We start from the raw sequence: 19172 nt of genomic DNA, 5'->3' as shown, positions 1-19172 counted from the left end.
TACAGGTCAAAAGGGGGGATAAAAAACAGGGCCCGCAGGCCCTGTGTCATCAGATGAGGCTGGTTGCCTGCTCCAGCCAGGCGAGATCTTCGCCCTCGAGCAGCGGGCTCAGGCGGCGGAACACCTCGACATGGTATTCGTTGATCCAGCGGAATTCGGCCGGGCTCAGCAGGCTGCGGTCGATCAGGCGGGTATCGAACGGCACGTAGGTCAGGCGCTCGAAGCCCAGCATCGGTAGCTCGCCAACCTGTTCCAGCTCGGTCACCACCACCAGGTTTTCGCAGCGGATGCCGAAGCCATCTTCGCGGTAGTAACCCGGCTCGTTGGAGAGCACCATGCCCGGTTGCAGGGCGACCATGCTCCCTTTCGGCGCGATGCGCTGGGGCCCTTCGTGGACACTCAGGAAGTGGCCGACGCCGTGGCCGGTGCCGTGGTCATAGTTGTAACCGGCTTGCCACAGCGGCATGCGGGCCAGCACGTCGAGCTGAATACCGGCGGTGCCACGGGGAAAGCGGGCTTGATCCAGCGCGATATGGCCCTGCAGCACCCGGGTAAACATCGCTTTCTGCTCGTCGCTCACCTCACCCACCTTGATGGTGCGGGTGATGTCGGTGGTGCCATCCATATACTGGGCGCCGGAGTCCAGCAGATAAAGGCTGTCCTGACCAAACGCACGCGGGGTGCCGTTGGTGTGGTGGTAGTGGCACATGGCGGCGTTGGGGCCGAGCGCGGAGATGGTATCGAAGCTCGGCTCGACGTAGTGCTCCTGCTCGCGGCGGAACGCTTCCACCTGATCGGCCAGGGTGCCTTCATCCACCCCCTTGAACTCGCCGGAGGCGACCAGCCGATCCAGCCAGGCAAGGAAGCGGGTCATGGCCACGCCATCACGCAGGTGAGCGGCACGCATACCGGTCAGCTCGATCTCGTTTTTGCACGCTTTCGGCAGCATGGTGGGGTCTTGCCCTGCCACCAGAATGGCACCCGCCTCTTCCATGACGAGCTGGGTCCAGGCGTTGGCGCTGTCCGGATCGGCCAGCACCTTCTGCTGATCTTCACCGATGCGCTGCAACACGTCGCCCAGCTTGTCGATGGGGTAGACGGAGACATCCTGCCCCACGTGTTGGGTGAAGGCGAAGCAGTCAATCTTGTCGGTATCGACGAAGAAATCCATGCTGGTGTTGGCGTAGAGCACCGCAAAGCCCAGCACCACCGGCAGCCGGTCGATGTCGCGGCCACGCAGGTTGAGCAGCCAGTTGATGGGCTCGGCCTGGGTCAGCAGCACGGCATCCAGCCCGCGCTTGCGCAGGTCGGCCGCCAGCTGTTCACGTTTGGACTGGCTGGACTGGCCCGCCAGCTCCTCGCTGTAGAGGATGACCGGGCTCTTGGTCGGCTCCGGGCGATCGCTCCAGTTCAGGTCGATAGGGTTCTGCTCGACGCGGATCAGCTCGATACCGCGGTCGGCCAGCACGGCCTTGGCATTCTTGTACCAGGTCAGGCTGTGCAGACGGGCATCGAAGCCAACCCGGGAGCCTGACGGCAGCTGCTCGGCCAGCCACTGTACATGGGGATTTTCAATGAGGTGGAGGAATTCGAACAGTTCGGCGGGAGTTTGCATCCGCGCCTGCACCGTATAGCGACCATCGACAAAGAGGGCTGCCCGCTGGGCCATGATGATGGCGACGCCGGCAGAGCCGTTGAAACCGGTGAGCCAGTCAAGCCGCTCGGCATAGGCGGGGATGTACTCGCCGAGGTGCTCATCATCGTGGGGGACGATAAAGGCGTCCAACTCCTGCATGGCCAGCTCGGCCCTGACTTGGGCGACGCGGGTTTCAATTATCTCGAAATTATTCATGTCGTTAGTGCCAGATGGTTGCTATATGAGTGTTCAGTTTTTATGGCCGCTGGCCAGGATCCGCTTGATCGACTGACCTGCCGCTTCGATATGCTGCCTGAGCAGCACCACCGCCTCGTGCTTGCGCCGGGCGCGGCACAGTTCCAGCAATTGGGCGTGTTCACGCTCCGCCTTGTCCACGCCGTCGCTGGCAAACAGCAGCTCGAAGCGGACATAGCGGTCACAGCTCAGATTGATCTGGGCGATCAGTTCAAGTGCCTGGGGGCGACCAGCTGCCTGATAGAGGGTGGCGTGAAAGCTGTGGTTCAACTCGGCCCAATGTTCGATCTGGGTGCCTGACTCCAGGGCGTGATCAAACTGGGCGAGGATCGCCTCCGCTTGCGCGAAGGTGGCTTCCGTCATCTTGTCGACGGCGTGAAACAGGGTATCGGCTTCCAGCAGCGCTCGCAAATAAAAGAGCTCTTCAATGGCCGAGGCGTCCAGCATGGTGACCACGGCGCCGCGATGGGCTTCGAACTTCACCAGCCCCTGCGCCTCCAGCTGCATCAGGGCTTCCCGCACCGGAATGCGGCTCACCGCCAGCTCTTTGGCAATGGCGTCCTGACGCAAGGGGGCGCCGGCGGGGAACTCCCCACGGAGGATCCGGCCACGGAGGTTTTCCATCACCATCTGGGTTCGGGTCTTGTAGGGTGGGGTCATGGTCGGGTCACGATTGGGCGTTACAAAATTGTATATTGTATAAAGTTTGGCTGAATCTACCCCGTCAGGGCTGGCAAGGCAAGGTTTAGGGGGCTGTTGCTGCGTGGTTGGCGGCGTTCGGGGCTCCACAAAAACAAAAATGCCGGTCAGCGTGGCTGACCGGCATGATGTCACTGATACGAAGCGAGCCTGTTACAGCTGCGGACCTGCAGCAACCAGACGCTTGCCCTCTTCATTGTCGGTGAAGCGCTCGAAGTTCTTGATGAAACGCCCTGCCAGATCGACGGCCTTGGCATCCCACTCGGCCTTGTTGGCGTAAGTGTCGCGCGGGTCGAGGATCGCCGGGTTCACATCGTGCAGCGCGGTCGGGATCTCCAGATTGAAGATCGGCAGCACCTTGGTCTCGGCTTTCTCGATGGAGCCATCCAGGATGGCGTCGATGATGGCGCGGGTATCCTTGATGGAGATGCGCTTGCCGGTGCCATTCCAGCCGGTGTTGACCAGATAGGCTTCTGCACCTGCCGCTTCCATCCGTTTCACCAGCTCCTGGCCGTACTTGGTCGGATGCAGGGAGAGGAAGGCTGCGCCGAAGCAGGAGGAGAAGGTCGGGGTCGGCTCTGTGATGCCGCGCTCGGTACCGGCCAGTTTGGCGGTGAAGCCAGACAGGAAGTGGTACTTGGTCTGCTCCTTGGTCAGTTTGGAGACCGGGGGCAGCACGCCGAAGGCGTCGGCAGTCAGGAAGATCACCTTGGTGGCGTGACCAGCCTTGGAGACCGGCTTGACGATGTTGTCGATGTGATAGATGGGGTAGGAGACGCGGGTGTTCTCGGTACGGGAGCCATCATCGAAGTCGATGGTGCCATCGGCAGCAACGGTCACGTTCTCCAGCAGCGCATCGCGACGGATAGCGTGGTAGATGTCCGGCTCGGCCTCTTCGGAGAGCTTGATGGTCTTGGCGTAGCAGCCCCCTTCGAAGTTGAACACGCCGTGGTCATCCCAGCCGTGCTCGTCATCGCCGATCAGCTGACGCTTGGGATCGGTGGAGAGGGTGGTCTTGCCGGTGCCGGAGAGGCCGAAGAAGATGGCGACGTCGCCGTCCTGACCCACGTTGGCGGAGCAGTGCATGGAGGCAATGCCGCGCAGGGGCAGGAAGTAGTTCATCATGGAGAACATGCCCTTCTTCATCTCGCCACCGTACCAGGTGCCACCGATGAGCTGCATCTTCTCGGTCATGTTGAAGGCAACAAAGTTCTCGGAGTTGAGACCCTGCTCCTTCCAGTTCGGGTTGGTGCACTTGGCACCGTTCATCACCACGAAGTCAGGCTTGAAGGTTTTCAGCTCTTCATCACTCGGGCGGATGAACATGTTTTTCACGAAGTGTGCCTGCCAGGCCACCTCGGTGATGATGCGCACGGCCAGGCGGGTATCCGGGTTGGCACCGCAGAAACCGTCGACTACAAACAGGCGCTTGCCGGAGAGCTGTTTGGTGACCAGCCCTTTCAGATGTGACCACACTTCCGGGGTAATCGCTTTGTTATCGTTTTTACCCTGGTCAGACCACCATACAGTATCCTGGGTAGTGGCATCTTTGACGATATATTTATCTTTCGGGGAGCGACCGGTGAAGATACCGGTGTTGACGTTGACTGCGCCCAGCTCGGTCACCACACCGCGCTCGAACCCTTCCAGGTCAGGGCGAGTCTCTTCAGCGAAAAGCTGCTCGTAAGAGGGGTTGCGAACGATTTCCTGGCTGTTTTTGATGCCGTACTGGTCCAGTCCTAATTGTTGGGCCAGGGTGGGTTCTGCCACGATTGTCATTGTATTCTCCTGGGTTCAGAGGTTGGTAGGGTTCTATCTGACGTTCATCCTATCACTTAGGTGGTAGAGTTTAGCGATCGCCATCAAACTTTATAAAATAGGGTATTTTTTTGTTATTAAAGTTAAAGGCGGGTTTTGCCCGCCTTTAATTAGTGTAACTTGTTTGCATCATTGCCGGGAGCCCTGCTGAACAGGGTTTCGACATCGATCCCATTAAATTGGTACTGGGCGCCGCAATAATCACAGTGCATGTCGATCTTGCCGAGCTCCTGCACCATATCCATCACCTCTTCCTTTTCTATCTGCAGCAGGGCCCCTTCGCAGCGCTCGCGGGAGCAGGTGCAGCGGAACTCGACCGCCTGCGGATCGAACACCCGCACCTTGTCCTGATGGTAGAGACGGTAGAGGATCTCTTCGGCTTCCAGACCAAACAGCTCTTCATCCTTGATGGTGCTGGTGAGCTGGGTCAGGTGCTCGAAGTCGTCGCTGTGATCCTCGCTCTGGGCGGGCAGCTCCTGCAGCATGATGCCGGCGGCGCGGGGTTTCCCTTCATGGTAACCGGTACGGATCCACAGCTTGGTCGCCAGCTGTTCGGACTGGGCGAAGTAGTGCTCCAGACAGCCAGCCAGGGTGTCGGCGTCCAGCGCGATGATGCCCTGATAGCGTTCGCCCTGTTTCGGCGTGATGGTGATGACCAGTTGGCCGTTGCCGATCAGGCTCTGCAGTTTGTCGTCGCTCGGCAGCTCGCCCTCATAGCGTGCCACGCCGCGCAACTGCTGGTTGTTGTCACCGTTGATCACGGCCAGACGCACCGGGCCATCGCCCTGCAGCTGTACGGTGATGGAGCCTTCAAACTTGAGGGTAGCGGTCAGCAGGCTGGTGGCGACCAGCAGCTCGCCCAGCAGCTTTTGCACCTGCACCGGGTAGTTCTGGGCTTCCACCACGTGGCGGTAGGTGTGATCCAGCTGGACCAGCTCGCCACGTACTTCGTACTCTTCAAACAGATAGCGATACAGCAGATCTTGGTTGCTCATCATATATTCCTGAGTTCTTCGGTGAGGTAAATCGGACGCAGTGACCGCCTGTGGCCGTCACTGCGCTATCAAATCGGGGTCGGTCAGTACTGCTTGACCTTGAGCAGCTGACGCCGCTCCTGCTTGTCGGGGCGGCGCTCGGGGCTTGGGGCAAACTGGCTGTTGAAACGGCGTGCCTCGCTGTTTTCAGCCCGTTTTTTCAAGCTTTCGGCGGTCTCTTCATAGAGCTGCTGGGCGAGCGGTGCCGATTTGCGCTGATCGCTCAAGGCCAGCACCCGCACTTCCCGCTCATCCTGCCCCTGCCAGAAGCGGATCAGCGCACCCACTTCCACCTGTTTGCCCGGTTTGCTGCGCTGACCATTGTAGTGCACCTTGCCGCCGTCAATCTGATCCCGCGCCAGCGAGCGGGTCTTGTAGAAACGGGCCGCCCACAACCACTTGTCGAGACGAACCTCAAGGGCGCTTTCCGGATGATTGGCCATGAACAGGCTCCATAACGGGGAAAAGAGGCGGTCGATTATACCAGAGCCCGGGGGCGGGATAGAAACCGGGCAACCGCCGTGCGGGGCACAAACCATGTCAAGGTGATGCAACATATGGGCAGTTTGCTGATTAACAAGGGAATGGCGCTGGTTTATCGGGTATTCATGGGGCAGGGAGGGCCTTCATACCGCGCATATAACACTGCCGCCCCTGTTGGGGGCGGCAGCGCTCACATCCATCGATCATGTCAGAGTCAGAAGTGATCGTGCTGATCCGGCTTCTTCTGGTCGTGGGGGCCTTCGCTGTGGGCGATGGCGGTGCGGATGAGATCAACCCCGGCGCGGATAATCAGCACCCCCATGTTGACCAGCTTGACGCATACCCACATGAAGGTGATGAGCAGGATCAGCTTGAGTACGGTCTGGAAGGCCTCCAGGAAGTTCTGCTCCAGCTGGGCGGTGAGGCCGTTGGCGCTGGTCATCAGCCAGGTGTAGACCTCGCGCACGAACGGGATACGGCTTGGCATCTCCAGCACATCCAGTGCGGCAGGGAGCGCCTGGAAGATGACGATGCTGCCGAACAGGATCAGGATGACACCGATAGCGATGCCGAGGAAAAAGCCGAACTGTCTCATGGAGGGCTCCAGCAGTTGCTGCATGAAATTGAAGATAGCCGCCAATAGTAGGGAGTGCCCTCGCTCATCGCAATCTTCCCGGTGTGGCCATCATGGCCGGTTCAGCGCTGAACAGGCCGCCAGCATTGCCCAACTATCTGATTTCTGGGAGGCTTGTCGCCATTGTGCATAGGGAAAGCAAATTGATGTCGAGAACCCTCTTTTTACTCTTGCTGGCGCTGTTTGCCGCTCTGCCAGCCCTGAGTGCCGAACCGGCTGGCCCTACGGCAGCCGCCTGCGCCATCCGCCATCAGAATCAACTGCTGCTGGTGCAGGATCGCATCTCCTCCCGCTACAGCCTGAGCGGCGGTTACATAGATGGCGACGAGCGCCCCGAGCAGGCGGCGCTGCGCGAGCTGTATGAAGAGACCGGACTGCGCGGGGAAATCGTCGCGGATCTTGGCCGCTGGCAGAAAGCGCAGCTCTTTGCCTGCCGCACCCTTGAGCCTACCGTCGCCCAGCAAGGCACCGCATTTGTCTCCATCCTGAAGGCCCCCAATCTGGGGGGCGAGCTCCTCAACGCCCGCTTGATCGCGGTGGACAAGTTGCCCCGCGAGCAGCGCCGCTTCCCGGATCAGCTCGACTGGCTGCAATCTCGACTGGATAAGGTGCCCGAGAGCGAGGTGCACTGGCAGGCCGATTTTGTGGCGCAGGGCAATGCGCAGCATCAGGTTGAGATCCCGCTGATGCTGCGCCTGCAGCAGTGGCTGGGGCCCGATGTCTGGTGGCTGTCGGTCAGCAATCTGTTTGGTTCAGGCGGCTTTCAGCTTGCCCTGATACCTTTGCTGCTCCCGCTGCTGGGGTGGCCGCGGCTGCGTCAGCTGCTCTTTGCCATGCTCTGGCTCGGGCTGCTGGTGCAGGTGAGCAAGGAGGGGATCGGCTGGCCGCGTCCCTTCCATCTGCAACCGCTGCTGGCAACCCAGAGCGCCCAGGGCTTTGGCATGCCGAGCGGCCATACCGCCTCGGCCCTGCTGTTCTGGGGCGCGCTGCTTGGCTGGCTCTGGCCGACCCACCGCTGGCGGGCGCTCTCGCTGGCCCTGTTGCTGGCGCTTACCACCGGTCTGGCGCGGGTCTGGCTCGGGGTGCACTTTATCTCCGATGTGGCGGCGGGGCTGCTGATTGGCGCCTTGCTGCTGGCCGCTCGCCCCTGCTGGCGTGCCGACAGGTATTCGGCGGCTTGGCTGCTGCTGATTGCATCTGCACTGGCGCTCGGGGGGCTGACCCAATCGGCCCATCTGGCCGGTATCGGGCTGGTAGCGCTGGGCCTCTGGCTCGGGGGAAAGGCTGCGCTCGTTCGTGCTGGTTATCCCCCGCTGCTTACAGGGGGCGTCGTGCTGGCGGGCGGCTTGCTGATCGGTGCCGGCCTGTGGCTGTTGCCGCTGCTGACCAGTAGCTCGTTGATCATACTGCTCGGACAGTTTGTGCTCTTTTTCGGGCTGGGGCTCTGGTTGAGCGTCGGTCTCTGGTGGATACTCTCTCTCTTGAAACAAGACTCACGACCCAGGGGCGGACGCCCTGCAAGGGGAACTCTATGAATATGAAAAAAGTGGATTTGGCCAAGATAACCCTGGGGGTGCTGTTTCTCAGCCTCCTGATCATCTCCTGCTTTATGGTGCTGCGCCCCTTCCTGCCCGCACTGGTGTGGGCCACCATGATCACCATCGCTACCTGGCCACTGATGTTGATGGTGCAGCGGTTGCTGTGGGGCAAGCGTGCGCTGGCCGCTCTCTTTATGAGCCTGGTGCTATTGCTGATGTTTGTCATTCCGCTCTTTATGACACTGGCCAATGTGGCGGAGAAAGCCCCCATGCTGATCGAACTGGGGACCAATATCAGCCAGTCGCCTCCGCCCGAGCTGCTCTGGTTGCAGCAGATCCCGCTGGTGGGCGGCAAGCTCTATGACTTCTGGCAGCAGATTCTGGCGAGCGGTGGTCAGGTGCTGTTTGCCAAGCTGGCGCCCTACTTCGGTCAGACGGCGCGCTGGCTGGCTGCTCAGGCCGGTAATCTGGGCATGCTGCTGGTCCACTTCCTGCTGACGGTCGGTATCTGTGGTCTGCTCTATCACTCCGGTGAAGTGGTGGCGACCGGCATTCGCCGCTTTGCCCACCGGCTGGCCGGGGATCGCGGTGACAATGCGACCGTGCTGGCTTCCCAGGCGATCCGTGCCGTGGCCATGGGGGTGGTGGTCACTGCGCTGGTGCAATCCTCGGTGGCCGGGGTGGGGCTGTGGATCGCTGGCATCCCCTACACCATGGTTCTGGTGGTGGTAATGTTCCTGCTCATCGTCGCCCAGATAGGTCCCTTTCCGGTGCTGATCTCCTGTGTCGGTTATCTCTACTGGAGCGGTGATACTACCTGGGGCACCTTCCTGCTGGTCTGGTCGCTGATCGCCGGCACCATGGACAACTTCCTGCGTCCCTTCCTGATCAAACGCGGTGCCAATCTGCCCCTCATTCTCATTCTGGTGGGGGTTATCGGCGGCCTGCTGGCGATGGGGATCATCGGTCTGTTTATCGGCCCCGTGGTGCTGGCTGTGGCTTATACCTTGCTGGATGCCTGGATCAAGGAGGGTGACCACCAGTCAGAGGCGACCCATATCGCGGCAGCGCCCAGTATAGATTGACGGTTCTATAAAAAGACGATGCAAAGAGCCGCCCGATGGGCGGCTCTTTTGTTGATGATGACAGCGTCAGGCCAGTTGTTTCATACCTGAGCCGCAGCGGTTGTTCACAGCATCTGCTTGAGGCGATAGAGCAGGTCGAGGGCCTGACGGGGGGTGAGCTCGTCGGGGCGCAGCGCTTCCAGCTCTTCCACCACCGGATGAGGCTGCGGGGCGAGGGCCACCGGTGCCGGGCGGCTTTCACCGGCGGCGACCGGAGTGGCGCTCTCCAGCTCATGCAGCTTGTGGCGGGCCTGCTGGATCACCGATTTCGGCACCCCGGCCAGCGCCGCCACTTGCAGACCGTAGGAGCGGCTGGCCGCCCCTTCCTGCACCGCGTGCATAAAGGCGATGGTGTCGCCGTGCTCCACCGCATCGAGGTGGACGTTGGCCAGCCCTTCCATCAGCTCCGGCAAGCGGGTCAGCTCGAAGTAGTGGGTGGCAAACAGGGTGTAGGCGCCAATCTTGCTCGCCAGCTGTTCGGCACAGGCCCACGCCAGCGAGAGGCCGTCGTAGGTGCTGGTGCCGCGGCCAATTTCGTCCATCAGCACCAGACTGCGGGCGGTGGCGTTGTTGAGGATGTTGGCGGTCTCGGTCATCTCCACCATAAAGGTGGAGCGGCCGGAGGCGAGATCGTCCGATGCCCCGATGCGGGTGAAGATGCGGTCGATGGGGCCGATGCGGGCGCTGTCGGCGGGGACGAAGGCGCCGATATGGGCCAGCAGCACGATCAGCGCGGTCTGGCGCATATAGGTGGATTTACCGCCCATGTTGGGACCCGTGATGATCAGCATCCGCCGCTCCCGCTCCAGCCGGATAGGGTTGGCGATAAAGGGATCTGTCATCACCTGCTCAACCACCGGATGGCGGCCCGCTTCGATCAGGATCTGATCCTCATCGATGAGGGTCGGGCAGCGGTAGTCGAGGGTCTCGGCCCGCTCGGCCAGGTTGGCCAGCACGTCCAGCTCCGCCAGTGCGGCGGCAGAATCCTGCAGATCGCCCAGATGCGGCAGCAGGGCATCGAGCAGCTCTTCGTAGAGCCGTTTCTCCAGCGCCAGCGCCTGGGACTGGGCGGTGAGTACCTTGTCCTCGTATTTCTTCAGCTCATCGATGATGTAGCGTTCGTTGTTCTTGAGGGTCTGGCGGCGGATGTAGTGGGCCGGCACCAGATGGCTGTTGGCGCGGCTCACCTCGATATAGAAGCCGTGCACCTTGTTGTAACCCACCTTGAGGGTGTTGATGCCGGTCAGCAGTTTTTCCCGCTCTTCGATGCGGGCGAGGCTGGCGGTGGCGCCGTTGGCGAGATCCCGTAGCTCGTCCAGCTCCTGATTGAAGCCATCACGGATAACGCCGCCATCGCGGATCAGCACCGGCGGCACCTCCATCACCGCGCGCTCCAGCAGGTCGAGCAGCTCGGGGAAGGTGCTGGCCCGCTCGGCCAGTTGTTGCACCGCTTCGTGCTCGTTGTCCGCCAGCAGGCGCTGCAACTCGGGTAACTGGGCGAAGGCCTGACGCAGGCGGGTGAGGTCGCGCGGGCGGGCCGAGCGCAGGGCGAGACGGGCCAGCACCCGCTCCACATCACCCACCTGACGCAGCAGGTTGCCCAACTCGTCGTAGAGGTTCTGCTCGATGAGCGTATGGATGGTGCTCTGGCGACCTTTCAGGATCACCCGATCGCGGATCGGCTGGTGGATCCAGCGCTTGAGCAGGCGGCTGCCCATGGGGGTGGCGGTGCGATCCAGCACCTCGGCCAGGGTATTTTCGTAGCCACCGGCCAGATTCTGGGTCAGCTCCAGATTGCGGCGGGTGGCGGCATCCATGATGACCGCGTGATCCGGCTGCTCCAGGCGCACGCTGCGGATGTGGGGCAGGGCGGTGCGCTGGGTGTCCTTTACGTACTGCATCAGACAACCAGCGGCGCACAGGGCGGTCTCGCTCTTGTCGACGCCAAATCCCACCAGATCCTGGGTGCCGAACTGCTGGCAGAGCAGTTTGCGGGCGGTGCCCAGCTCAAACTCCCACTCCGGGCGGCGACGCAGGCCGCGGCGACCCTCTATATGGTGCAGGAACTCGAACGATTCCGGGTAGAGCAGTTCGGCCGGATTGGTGCGCTGCAGCTCTGCCAGCAAGGTCTCTTCTTTCTCGAACTGGTTGATGAAGAAGCGGCCGGAGCCGATGTCCATGGTGCCGTAACCGAAGCGGCGGCCATCGTGATAGACGGCGGCGATCAGGTTGTCCTGTCGCTCGCTGAGCAAAGCCTCGTCGGAGACGGTACCCGGGGTGATGATGCGAATGACCTTGCGCTCCACAGGCCCCTTGCTGGTGGCGGGATCCCCCACCTGTTCGCAGATGGCGGCCGACTCGCCGAGCTGCACCAATTTGGCCAGATACCCTTCGATAGCGTGATAGGGCACCCCCGCCATCGGGATGGGGCTGCCCGCCGACTGGCCGCGCTTGGTCAGGGAGATGTCGAGCAGCTGAGAGGCCTTGCGGGCATCGTCATAGAACAGCTCGTAGAAGTCGCCCATCCGGTAGAACAGCAGGATCTCCGGGTTCTCGGCCTTGAGGCCAAGGTACTGCTGCATCATGGGCGTGTGGGCGCTCAGATTGGCGCCGGGAGCGGAGCTTGTGGCGCCGCTGGCTTGGTGTTGTGCGGTCATGTTCTGTTCCAGAAGGGGCCTCTGCGGGCCGGTGTCTGCGGTGATGAGCCTTGAGCTTGATGGCGCCATTCTACACATAAGCGCCGCGGCGGGGGAGCGGGTGTTCCGGGCGCGGTTGTTCTGCACTATTGAAGGCATGGCTCCGGTGCGGTACCTCACATTGCGGCAGGCAAGGGCGGTCTGCCGTGGTTGCGGGCGGCGCTAGCGGGATCGCATAATGTGCCTCTTGAGCGGATCAGAAGGAGTCGTGATGAAACTGGATGCAGAGATAGAGCACCTTGCCATCGAGCTGGGACGGGCCCTCGGTCAACGGGGCTGGCTGGCGGCGACCGCCGAATCCTGTACCGGCGGTGGGGTGGCTACGGCCATCACCGACATCGCGGGTAGCTCCGGCTGGTTCGATCGCGGATTTGTCACCTACACCAACGAGGCCAAACAGCAGATGTTGGGGGTGAGCAGCGAGAGCCTTGAGCGGCACGGCGCGGTGAGCGAGGCGGTGGTGCTGGAGATGGCCCGCGGCGCGCTGGCGCACTCGTCTGCCTCCATCAGCGTTGCCATCAGCGGCATCGCCGGCCCCGGCGGCGCCACCGAAGGCAAGCCGGTCGGCACCGTCTGGTTCGCCTGGGCCGACCGCAATGGTCGTCACCACTCCCTGCTGGCCCGCTTCGACGGAGATCGCCGACAGGTACGCCAGCAGGCGGTGAGACAGGCCTTGTCGGGTCTGTTGGCCCTGCTCAGATAAATTGGGCTTGATACTGTATGAATAGACAGTATACTTAGCCCAACTTCACTTCTTACTCACGATTTCCAGCGGAGATTGGCATGGATCAGAACAAACAGAAGGCACTGGCGGCTGCGCTGGGTCAGATTGAAAAGCAGTTCGGCAAAGGTTCCATCATGCGTCTGGGCGACAGCAAGACCATGGATATCGAAGCCATCTCTACCGGTTCCCTCTCGCTGGACGTGGCTCTGGGGATCGGCGGTCTGCCGTGTGGCCGTATCGTCGAAATCTACGGCCCGGAATCTTCCGGTAAAACCACCCTTACCCTGCAGGTGATCGCGGAAGCCCAGAAGAAAGGCAAAACCTGTGCCTTCGTCGATGCGGAACACGCCCTCGACCCTATCTATGCTGCCAAGCTGGGCGTCAACGTCGACGACCTGCTGATCTCTCAGCCGGATACCGGTGAACAGGCGCTGGAGATCTGCGACATGCTGGTTCGCTCCAACGCGGTTGACGTCATCATCGTCGACTCCGTGGCGGCCCTGACCCCGAAAGCGGAAATCGAAGGGGAGATGGGGGATTCCCACGTTGGCCTGCAGGCCCGTTTGATGTCCCAGGCACTGCGCAAGCTGACTGCCAACATCAAGAACGCCAACTGCCTGTGCATCTTCATCAACCAGATCCGGATGAAGATCGGCGTCATGTTCGGTAGCCCGGAGACCACTACCGGTGGTAACGCGCTCAAGTTCTACGCCTCCGTGCGTCTGGATATCCGTCGTATCGGCGCCATCAAGGAAGGCGACGAAGTGGTCGGTAACGAGACCCGCGTCAAAGTGGTCAAGAACAAGGTGGCCCCGCCCTTCAAGCAGGCTGAATTCCAGATCTTCTACGGCGCCGGTATCTCCAAAGAGGGCGAGCTGGTGGATCTCGGTGTCAAGCACAAGCTGATCGACAAGGCCGGTGCCTGGTACAGCTACAACGGTGAGAAGATCGGTCAGGGCAAGGCCAACGTCATGAAGCTGTTCGCCGAGAACAAGGTGATGGCTGGTGAAGTGGAGGCTCGTCTGCGCGAGCTGCTGCTCTCCGGTGCCGTACCTGTCGATGACAAGGCTGCACCGGTTGAGGCAGAAGAGTTCGATGCCGAAAGCGAACAAGAGTTCGAATAAGGAACAAAGGAAGGCCGGGTAGATACCCGGCCTTGTTATTTATGATGGTTGATGAATCCGTTACCGAACCGGTCGAGCCTGCCGAACCGACCTTTGCAGAGCAGCTTACCGCCGCCCGCGCCTTTGCCATGCGCAGCCTGGCCCGCCGCGAGAGTGCCGAGTCAGAGCTGGCCAACCGGCTGCGCCAGCAGGGCTTCAATGAAGAGGTGATCGAGGCGGTGGTCGACCACTGCCGCGGTTACAACTGGGTCAATGACGAGCGTTACGGCGGTATGGCAGTACGGGCCGGTGCCGCCAAGGGGCATGGCCCCATCAAGATCCGCTTCGATCTGCGCCGCAAGGGACTCGACGATATGCAGATTGATGCCGCATTCGATCAGCCGGAGCTGGACTGGTTCGAACTGGCGTTTGCCCTGCTCGAACGGCGCGCCCGGGTGGCCGATCTGGCGGATTTCAAGCTGCGGATGAAGTGGCTCAAATATCTGCTGGGGCGCGGTTTTACCCAGGATCAGGCACGTTACGCTATCTCTGCCCTGCAGGAGCGGGAGGAGTAACGCCACTGCGTGGCAACAGTCGTCTTACCTCTCCTTGTGGCAGGTTTTTCCTGCCGGCTCAGTAGGTTGCGAGCGCAATTCCGAAAAAACCGTCTTTTGTTCATCTCATCCCTCTTTGTGCGCGGCTTTTTTGCCTCTCGACGGTGGAAAAAGCCACTGTGAGCAGTGGCGCTCTTTTCTGGCCCGTTTATGTGCGCTTTTTCGCCCGTGGCGGCCCTGTCCGTTTTACTTTACCCCGCAGAAAACTTACATTAATGCGGTTAAAAGTCCGTATTCGAATCAAGCAGGATTTTCCATGTATATGTCCACGTCAGAGATTCGCGCTGCGTTTCTCGAGTATTTCCGTTCCCAGGGGCACCAGGTTGTCTCCTCCAGCTCGCTGGTACCGCATAACGACCCGACCCTGTTGTTTACCAACGCGGGTATGAACCAGTTCAAGGATGTGTTCCTTGGCGCAGACAAGCGTGCCTACAATCGCGCGACGACTTCCCAGCGTTGCGTGCGTGCCGGTGGTAAGCACAACGATCTGGAAAACGTCGGCTATACCGCTCGTCACCACACCTTCTTCGAAATGCTGGGCAACTTCAGCTTCGGCGACTACTTCAAACAGGATGCCATCAAGTTTGCATGGGGTTTCCTGACCGAGGTGCTGCAGCTGCCGAAAGAGCGCCTGCTGGTGACCGTCTACGCGACTGACGATGAAGCTTTCGACATCTGGGAAAAAGAGGTCGGTGTGCCGGCCGATCGCATCGTACGCATCGGTGACAACAAGGGCGCGCCGTATGCCTCCGACAACTTCTGGGCGATGGGCGATACCGGTCCGTGCGGTCCCTGCACCGAGATCTTCTACGACCACGGCGATCACATCTGGGGTGGCCGTCCCGGCTCACCGGAAGAGGATGGCGACCGTTTCATCGAGATCTGGAACGTGGTGTTCATGCAGTTCAACCGTCAGGCTGACGGCACCATGGAGCCGCTGCCCCGTCCGTCCGTGGATACCGGCATGGGTCTGGAGCGTATCTCCGCCATCATGCAGGGTGTGCACTCCAACTATGAAATCGACATCTTCCAGGCGCTGATCAAGAAAGCGGCCGAGATTGTCGGCACCACCGATCTGAGCAACCAGTCCCTGCGCGTCATCGCTGACCACATCCGCTCCTGCGCCTTCCTGGTGGCAGATGGCGTGATGCCGTCCAACGAAGGTCGTGGCTATGTGTTGCGTCGCATCATCCGCCGCGCCGTGCGTCACGGTCGCAAGCTGGGCGCTACCGATGTCTTCTTCTACAAACTGGCTGCCGAGCTGGCGGTGCAGATGAAAGACGTCGCTGCCGAGCTGATCGCCCAGCTGCCGCTGGTCGAGCGAGTGCTGCGCATCGAAGAGGAGCAGTTCGTCCGCACCCTGGATCGCGGTCTGCTGCTGCTGGAAGATGCTCTGGACAACCTGGGCGATGCCAAGGTTATTCCGGGCGAAGTGGTCTTCAAGCTCTACGACACTTACGGCTTCCCGGCCGACCTGACTGCCGACGTGGTGCGCGAGCGCGAGATCGGCATCGACGAAGAGGGCTTCAAGGCCGAGATGGAGAAGCAGCGTGCTCGTGCCAAAGAGGCCTCCAGCTTCGGCGTGAACTACAACGAGATGCTCAAGCTCGACTTCGAGACCCCCTTCACCGGTTACAAGACCCTGACCGAGCGCACTCGCGTGGTCGGTATCTACAAGGGTGTGGAAGAGGTGAGCGGTCTCATCGCTGGTGACGAAGCGGTCATCGTGCTGGAAGAGACCCCCTTCTACGCCGAGTCCGGCGGCCAGATTGGCGACAGCGGTACCCTGAAAGTAGACGACGGTATCTTTGCCGTGACCGACACTCTGAAAGCGGGTAAGGCGATCATCCACAAGGGCTACATGGAGCTGGGGACCCTGGAGAAGGACGCCGAAGTGGAAGCCGTGGTTGACGCTGACCGTCGTCAGGCCATCGCCCTGAACCACTCCGTAACTCACCTGCTGCACGCTGCCCTGCGTCAGGCACTGGGCGAGCATGTCACCCAGAAAGGTTCTCTGGTTGGAGCCGAGCGCATGCGTTTCGACTTCTCCCACTTCGAGGGGCTGACCATGGCGACCATTCGCCGGGTCGAGGAGCTGGTCAACAACCAGATCCGCGCCAACCACGAAATCACCACCCAGCTGATGGATCTGGAAGCGGCCAAGTCCGCCGGTGCCATGGCGCTGTTTGGTGAAAAATATGAAGACGACGTGCGCGTGGTGCGCATGGGCGACTACTCCACCGAGCTGTGCGGCGGTACTCACGCCAAGCGCACCGGTGATATCGGCTTCTTCAAGATCATCGCTGAGAGCGGTATCGCTGCTGGCGTGCGCCGTATCGAAGCAGTGACCGGCAAAGCGGCCATCGACTTCATGCATCAGGTTGGCGAGCAGATCGAAGAGGCTGCTGCACTGGTGAAAGGTGACCAGTTCTGCATCGCCGACAAGGTTCGCCAGGTGCTGGACAAGGCCAAGATGATGGAGCGCGAGCTGGAGCAGCTCAAGGCCAAGCTGGCTGCTCAGGCCGGTAACGACCTGCTGGGTCAGGTGATCGAGATCAACGGTCAGAAGGTGCTGGTTGCAGCGCTGGAAGGGGCCGATCCGAAATCCCTGCGCGGCATGCTGGACGAGCTGAAGAACCAGATGAAGTCCGGTGTCGTGCTGCTGGCAACCTGTGCTGACGGCAAGGTCAACCTGATCGCCGGTGTCACCAACGACCTGACCGGCAAGGTCAAGGCCGGTGAGCTGGTCAATCTGGTTGCCCAGCAGGTGGGTGGCAAGGGCGGTGGCCGTCCGGACATGGCACAGGCGGGTGGTACCCAGCCTGAGGCGGTGCCGGCAGCGCTGCAATCCGTTCACTCCTGGCTGGAAGAGCGCCTGTAATCGGGCGAGGTGATCTGTGGCACTCTATGTACAGAAGTACGGCGGCACCTCGGTCGGCACACTGGAGCGGATCGAGGCGGTAGCTGAGCGGGTCGAGCAGACCCGCGCCCAGGGACACGACGTGGTGGTGGTTGTCTCCGCCATGTCGGGCGAAACCAACCGGTTGCTGGGCATGGCCCAGCAGCTGGATCCTGATGCCAACCGGCGGGAGATGGATGTACTGGTCTCCACCGGTGAGCAGGTCACCATAGCGCTGCTGGCCATCGCGTTGAACAAACGCGGTTGTCCTGCGGTCTCAATGACCGGTGATCAGGTACGGATTCACACCGATTCCGCCTATGGCAAGGCGCGCATCACCCACATCGACACCGAGCTGGTTCAGGCCGAACTGGCTGCGGGCAAGGTGGTGGTGATCGCCGGTTTCCAGGGCCGTGACGAGCATAACGCCATCACAACCTTGGGCCGCGGCGGTTCGGATACCACGGCGGTTGCCGTGGCGGCGGCCATCAAGGCCGATGAGTGCCAGATCTTTACCGATGTGGATGGGGTATACACCACGGATCCGCGCATCGAGCCCAAGGCGCGTCGTCTCGACACCATCACCTTCGAGGAGATGCTGGAGATGGCCAGTCTCGGCGCCAAGGTGTTGCAGATCCGCTCGGTGGAGTTTGCGGGCAAGTACCGCGTCCCGCTGCGGGTGCTGTCGAGCTTTATCGATGGAGAGGGAACCTTAATCACATATGGAGGTGATAGGATGGAAGCTCCCTTGGTATCCGGGATCGCTTTTAACCGCAACGAGGCCAGCCTGACCATTCTGGGCGTGCCGGACCGACCAACCGTTGCCGCGCAGATCCTGAATCCGATCAGCGACGCCAACATTGATGTCGACATGATTGTGCAGAACACCCTGGGAGATGGCACCGCCGACTTCACCTTCACGGTGAATCGTGACGACTATCGCCGTGCCCGGGCACTGCTGGAGGAGACCGCCACTGAGCTGGGAGCCTCCTGCGTGCAGGGGAATGGCGAGATTGCCAAGGTCTCCATTGTCGGTGTCGGCATGTGGAACCATCCCGGTGTTGCGCGCACCATGTTCAAGGTATTGGGCGAGGAGGGGATCAACATGCAGTTGATTTCTACCTCTGAAATCAAAATCTCGGTGGTGATTGACGAGAAGTATCTGGAGCTGGCGGTGCGGGCCCTGCACGCCGCTTTTGGATTGGATCAAGCGCCCCAAGAGCAGCCTTTGGGCTAACAATCGCTGATTGATTTAGTTTCAACCATTTACCATATCGGTATCTTTGTAAGATAATGTCGCATATCGATATAAAAACAAAACAGGATACAGGAGCAAGCGAATGCTTATTTTGACTCGTCGTGTAGGGGAAACCCTGATGATTGGTGATGAAGTGACTGTCACCGTACTGGGCGTTAAAGGTAACCAGGTCCGTATCGGTGTTAACGCGCCGAAAGAGGTCTCCGTACACCGCGAAGAGATCTACCAGCGCATCCAGGCCGAGAAAGTTCCGGGCCAACCGGGCTTCTAAGCCACTTTCATGGCTGTGACAAGGCGACACCTCATGTGTCGCCTTTTGTTTTTCCGGCCCCCTGAAATTGCCCTGCAGGGCGCGAAACTGCGGGATAAGTGCCGATATTGTTTGAATATTCCACGCTTTGACCAAATGCTGAGCGAACGCACTTTTTTCTCCAAAAAAGTGTTTGACTAAAAATCCCTGTGAAGTATTATCAGCCCCGCAAACGGAGAGGTGGCCGAGAGGCTGAAGGCGCTCCCCTGCTAAGGGAGTATGCGGCTTATACCCGCATCGGGGGTTCGAATCCCCCCTTCTCCGCCATTTGCGCCCGTAGCTCAGCTGGATAGAGTACCTGGCTACGAACCAGGTGGTCAGAGGTTCGAATCCTCTCGGGCGCACCA

General features: G+C 60.8%; 15 protein-coding genes and 2 tRNA genes. 10 read left to right on the top strand and 7 right to left on the bottom strand.

The genetic code is table 11. The annotated features are described in order from the left end of the window. Positions 1 to 49 precede the first annotated feature (49 nt). The 6 genes from G5229_RS06960 to G5229_RS06935 form a co-directional block, all read right to left on the bottom strand. Positions 50 to 1852: an aminopeptidase P family protein gene (locus G5229_RS06960; RefSeq protein ID WP_421208857.1), complete on the bottom strand. Its 1803-nt coding sequence runs from the start codon at positions 1850 to 1852 to the stop codon at positions 50 to 52. Between the two features lie 33 nt (positions 1853 to 1885). Then, complete coding sequence (locus tag G5229_RS06955; RefSeq protein WP_005340138.1) at positions 1886 to 2551, bottom strand: GntR family transcriptional regulator; 666 nt, start codon at positions 2549 to 2551, stop codon at positions 1886 to 1888. Positions 2552 to 2743: 192 nt separating this feature from the next. After that, complete coding sequence (gene pckA, locus G5229_RS06950; protein ID WP_421208856.1) at positions 2744 to 4369, bottom strand: phosphoenolpyruvate carboxykinase (ATP); 1626 nt, start codon at positions 4367 to 4369, stop codon at positions 2744 to 2746. 149 nt (positions 4370 to 4518) lie between these two features. After that, the gene (gene hslO, locus G5229_RS06945) at positions 4519 to 5403 is read right to left on the bottom strand and encodes an Hsp33 family molecular chaperone HslO (protein ID WP_421208937.1); all 885 of its coding nucleotides are present in this window, start codon (positions 5401 to 5403) and stop codon (positions 4519 to 4521) included. An 83-nt stretch (positions 5404 to 5486) separates the two neighbouring features. Then, positions 5487 to 5885 (bottom strand): ribosome-associated heat shock protein Hsp15, encoded by a 399-nt coding sequence (gene hslR / locus G5229_RS06940; RefSeq protein WP_216952790.1) that lies wholly within the window; start codon positions 5883 to 5885, stop codon positions 5487 to 5489. Positions 5886 to 6139: 254 nt separating this feature from the next. Further along, positions 6140 to 6520: a hypothetical protein gene (locus tag G5229_RS06935; protein WP_005340143.1), complete on the bottom strand. Its 381-nt coding sequence runs from the start codon at positions 6518 to 6520 to the stop codon at positions 6140 to 6142. Positions 6521 to 6705: 185 nt separating this feature from the next. Here G5229_RS06935 and G5229_RS06930 point away from each other — a divergent pair, with 185 nt between their 5' ends. Together G5229_RS06930 and ydiK are read left to right on the top strand one after the other, a co-directional pair. After that, complete coding sequence (locus tag G5229_RS06930) at positions 6706 to 8094, top strand: phosphatase PAP2 family protein (RefSeq protein ID WP_421208855.1); 1389 nt, start codon at positions 6706 to 6708, stop codon at positions 8092 to 8094. Further along, complete coding sequence (gene ydiK / locus G5229_RS06925; RefSeq protein WP_216952793.1) at positions 8091 to 9182, top strand: AI-2E family transporter YdiK; 1092 nt, start codon at positions 8091 to 8093, stop codon at positions 9180 to 9182. Before G5229_RS06930 ends, ydiK begins: the two co-directional genes overlap by 4 nt. Positions 9183 to 9286: 104 nt before the next feature. Here ydiK and mutS read toward each other — a convergent pair whose 3' ends face one another. Continuing rightward, positions 9287 to 11878, bottom strand: a complete 2592-nt coding sequence (mutS, locus tag G5229_RS06920) for a DNA mismatch repair protein MutS (RefSeq protein WP_421208854.1) — start codon at positions 11876 to 11878, stop codon at positions 9287 to 9289. Between the two features lie 250 nt (positions 11879 to 12128). On the opposite strand from mutS, the gene pncC reads away from it, so the two are divergent. The 8 genes from pncC (at position 12129) to G5229_RS06880 (ending at position 19172) form a co-directional block, all read left to right on the top strand. Then, on the top strand, positions 12129 to 12620 hold the full coding sequence (gene pncC / locus G5229_RS06915; protein WP_216949740.1) for a nicotinamide-nucleotide amidase: 492 nt from the start codon (positions 12129 to 12131) through the stop codon (positions 12618 to 12620). An 80-nt stretch (positions 12621 to 12700) separates the two neighbouring features. Continuing rightward, positions 12701 to 13765 carry a recombinase RecA gene (gene recA, locus G5229_RS06910; protein WP_040068994.1) on the top strand — a complete coding sequence of 355 codons (1065 nt, stop codon included), beginning with the start codon at positions 12701 to 12703 and terminating at the stop codon, positions 13763 to 13765. A gap of 44 nt (positions 13766 to 13809) precedes the next feature. Further along, the gene (locus tag G5229_RS06905; RefSeq protein ID WP_421208936.1) at positions 13810 to 14319 is read left to right on the top strand and encodes a regulatory protein RecX; all 510 of its coding nucleotides are present in this window, start codon (positions 13810 to 13812) and stop codon (positions 14317 to 14319) included. Between the two features lie 295 nt (positions 14320 to 14614). Next, on the top strand, positions 14615 to 17239 hold the full coding sequence (alaS, locus tag G5229_RS06900; RefSeq protein ID WP_265061649.1) for an alanine--tRNA ligase: 2625 nt from the start codon (positions 14615 to 14617) through the stop codon (positions 17237 to 17239). Between the two features lie 16 nt (positions 17240 to 17255). Beyond that, the gene (locus G5229_RS06895) at positions 17256 to 18494 is read left to right on the top strand and encodes an aspartate kinase (protein WP_111809428.1); all 1239 of its coding nucleotides are present in this window, start codon (positions 17256 to 17258) and stop codon (positions 18492 to 18494) included. Between the two features lie 103 nt (positions 18495 to 18597). After that, positions 18598 to 18786, top strand: coding sequence for a carbon storage regulator CsrA (gene csrA / locus G5229_RS06890; protein WP_005336053.1), 189 nt, complete (start codon positions 18598 to 18600; stop codon positions 18784 to 18786). 213 nt (positions 18787 to 18999) lie between these two features. Further along, a tRNA-Ser gene (locus G5229_RS06885) sits at positions 19000 to 19092 on the top strand. Between the two features lie 3 nt (positions 19093 to 19095). Then, positions 19096 to 19172 (top strand) — tRNA-Arg (locus tag G5229_RS06880).

Source organism: Aeromonas sp. 602396 (assembly GCF_049173735.1).
Classification (GTDB): domain Bacteria; phylum Pseudomonadota; class Gammaproteobacteria; order Enterobacterales; family Aeromonadaceae; genus Aeromonas; species Aeromonas veronii_A.
Note: the sequence above shows the minus strand (reverse complement) of the source record. Positions and strands in the feature narration are given on the sequence as shown.

Bases quoted from the DNA above. Each gene is read 5' to 3' on its own strand.
- hslR (WP_216952790.1), bottom strand. From the start codon at position 5,885: ATGGCCAATCATCCGGAAAGCGCCCTTGAGGTTCGTCTCGACAAGTGG.
- mutS (WP_421208854.1), bottom strand. From the start codon at position 11,878: ATGACCGCACAACACCAAGCCAGCGGCGCCACAAGCTCCGCTCCCGGC.
- G5229_RS06960 (WP_421208857.1), bottom strand. From the start codon at position 1,852: ATGAATAATTTCGAGATAATTGAAACCCGCGTCGCCCAAGTCAGGGCC.
- pckA (WP_421208856.1), bottom strand. From the start codon at position 4,369: ATGACAATCGTGGCAGAACCCACCCTGGCCCAACAATTAGGACTGGAC.
- pncC (WP_216949740.1), top strand. From the start codon at position 12,129: ATGAAACTGGATGCAGAGATAGAGCACCTTGCCATCGAGCTGGGACGG.
- alaS (WP_265061649.1), top strand. From the start codon at position 14,615: ATGTATATGTCCACGTCAGAGATTCGCGCTGCGTTTCTCGAGTATTTC.
- recA (WP_040068994.1), top strand. From the start codon at position 12,701: ATGGATCAGAACAAACAGAAGGCACTGGCGGCTGCGCTGGGTCAGATT.
- ydiK (WP_216952793.1), top strand. From the start codon at position 8,091: ATGAATATGAAAAAAGTGGATTTGGCCAAGATAACCCTGGGGGTGCTG.
- G5229_RS06935 (WP_005340143.1), bottom strand. From the start codon at position 6,520: ATGAGACAGTTCGGCTTTTTCCTCGGCATCGCTATCGGTGTCATCCTG.
- G5229_RS06955 (WP_005340138.1), bottom strand. From the start codon at position 2,551: ATGACCCCACCCTACAAGACCCGAACCCAGATGGTGATGGAAAACCTC.
- G5229_RS06905 (WP_421208936.1), top strand. From the start codon at position 13,810: ATGGTTGATGAATCCGTTACCGAACCGGTCGAGCCTGCCGAACCGACC.
- hslO (WP_421208937.1), bottom strand. From the start codon at position 5,403: ATGAGCAACCAAGATCTGCTGTATCGCTATCTGTTTGAAGAGTACGAA.
- csrA (WP_005336053.1), top strand. From the start codon at position 18,598: ATGCTTATTTTGACTCGTCGTGTAGGGGAAACCCTGATGATTGGTGAT.
- G5229_RS06930 (WP_421208855.1), top strand. From the start codon at position 6,706: ATGTCGAGAACCCTCTTTTTACTCTTGCTGGCGCTGTTTGCCGCTCTG.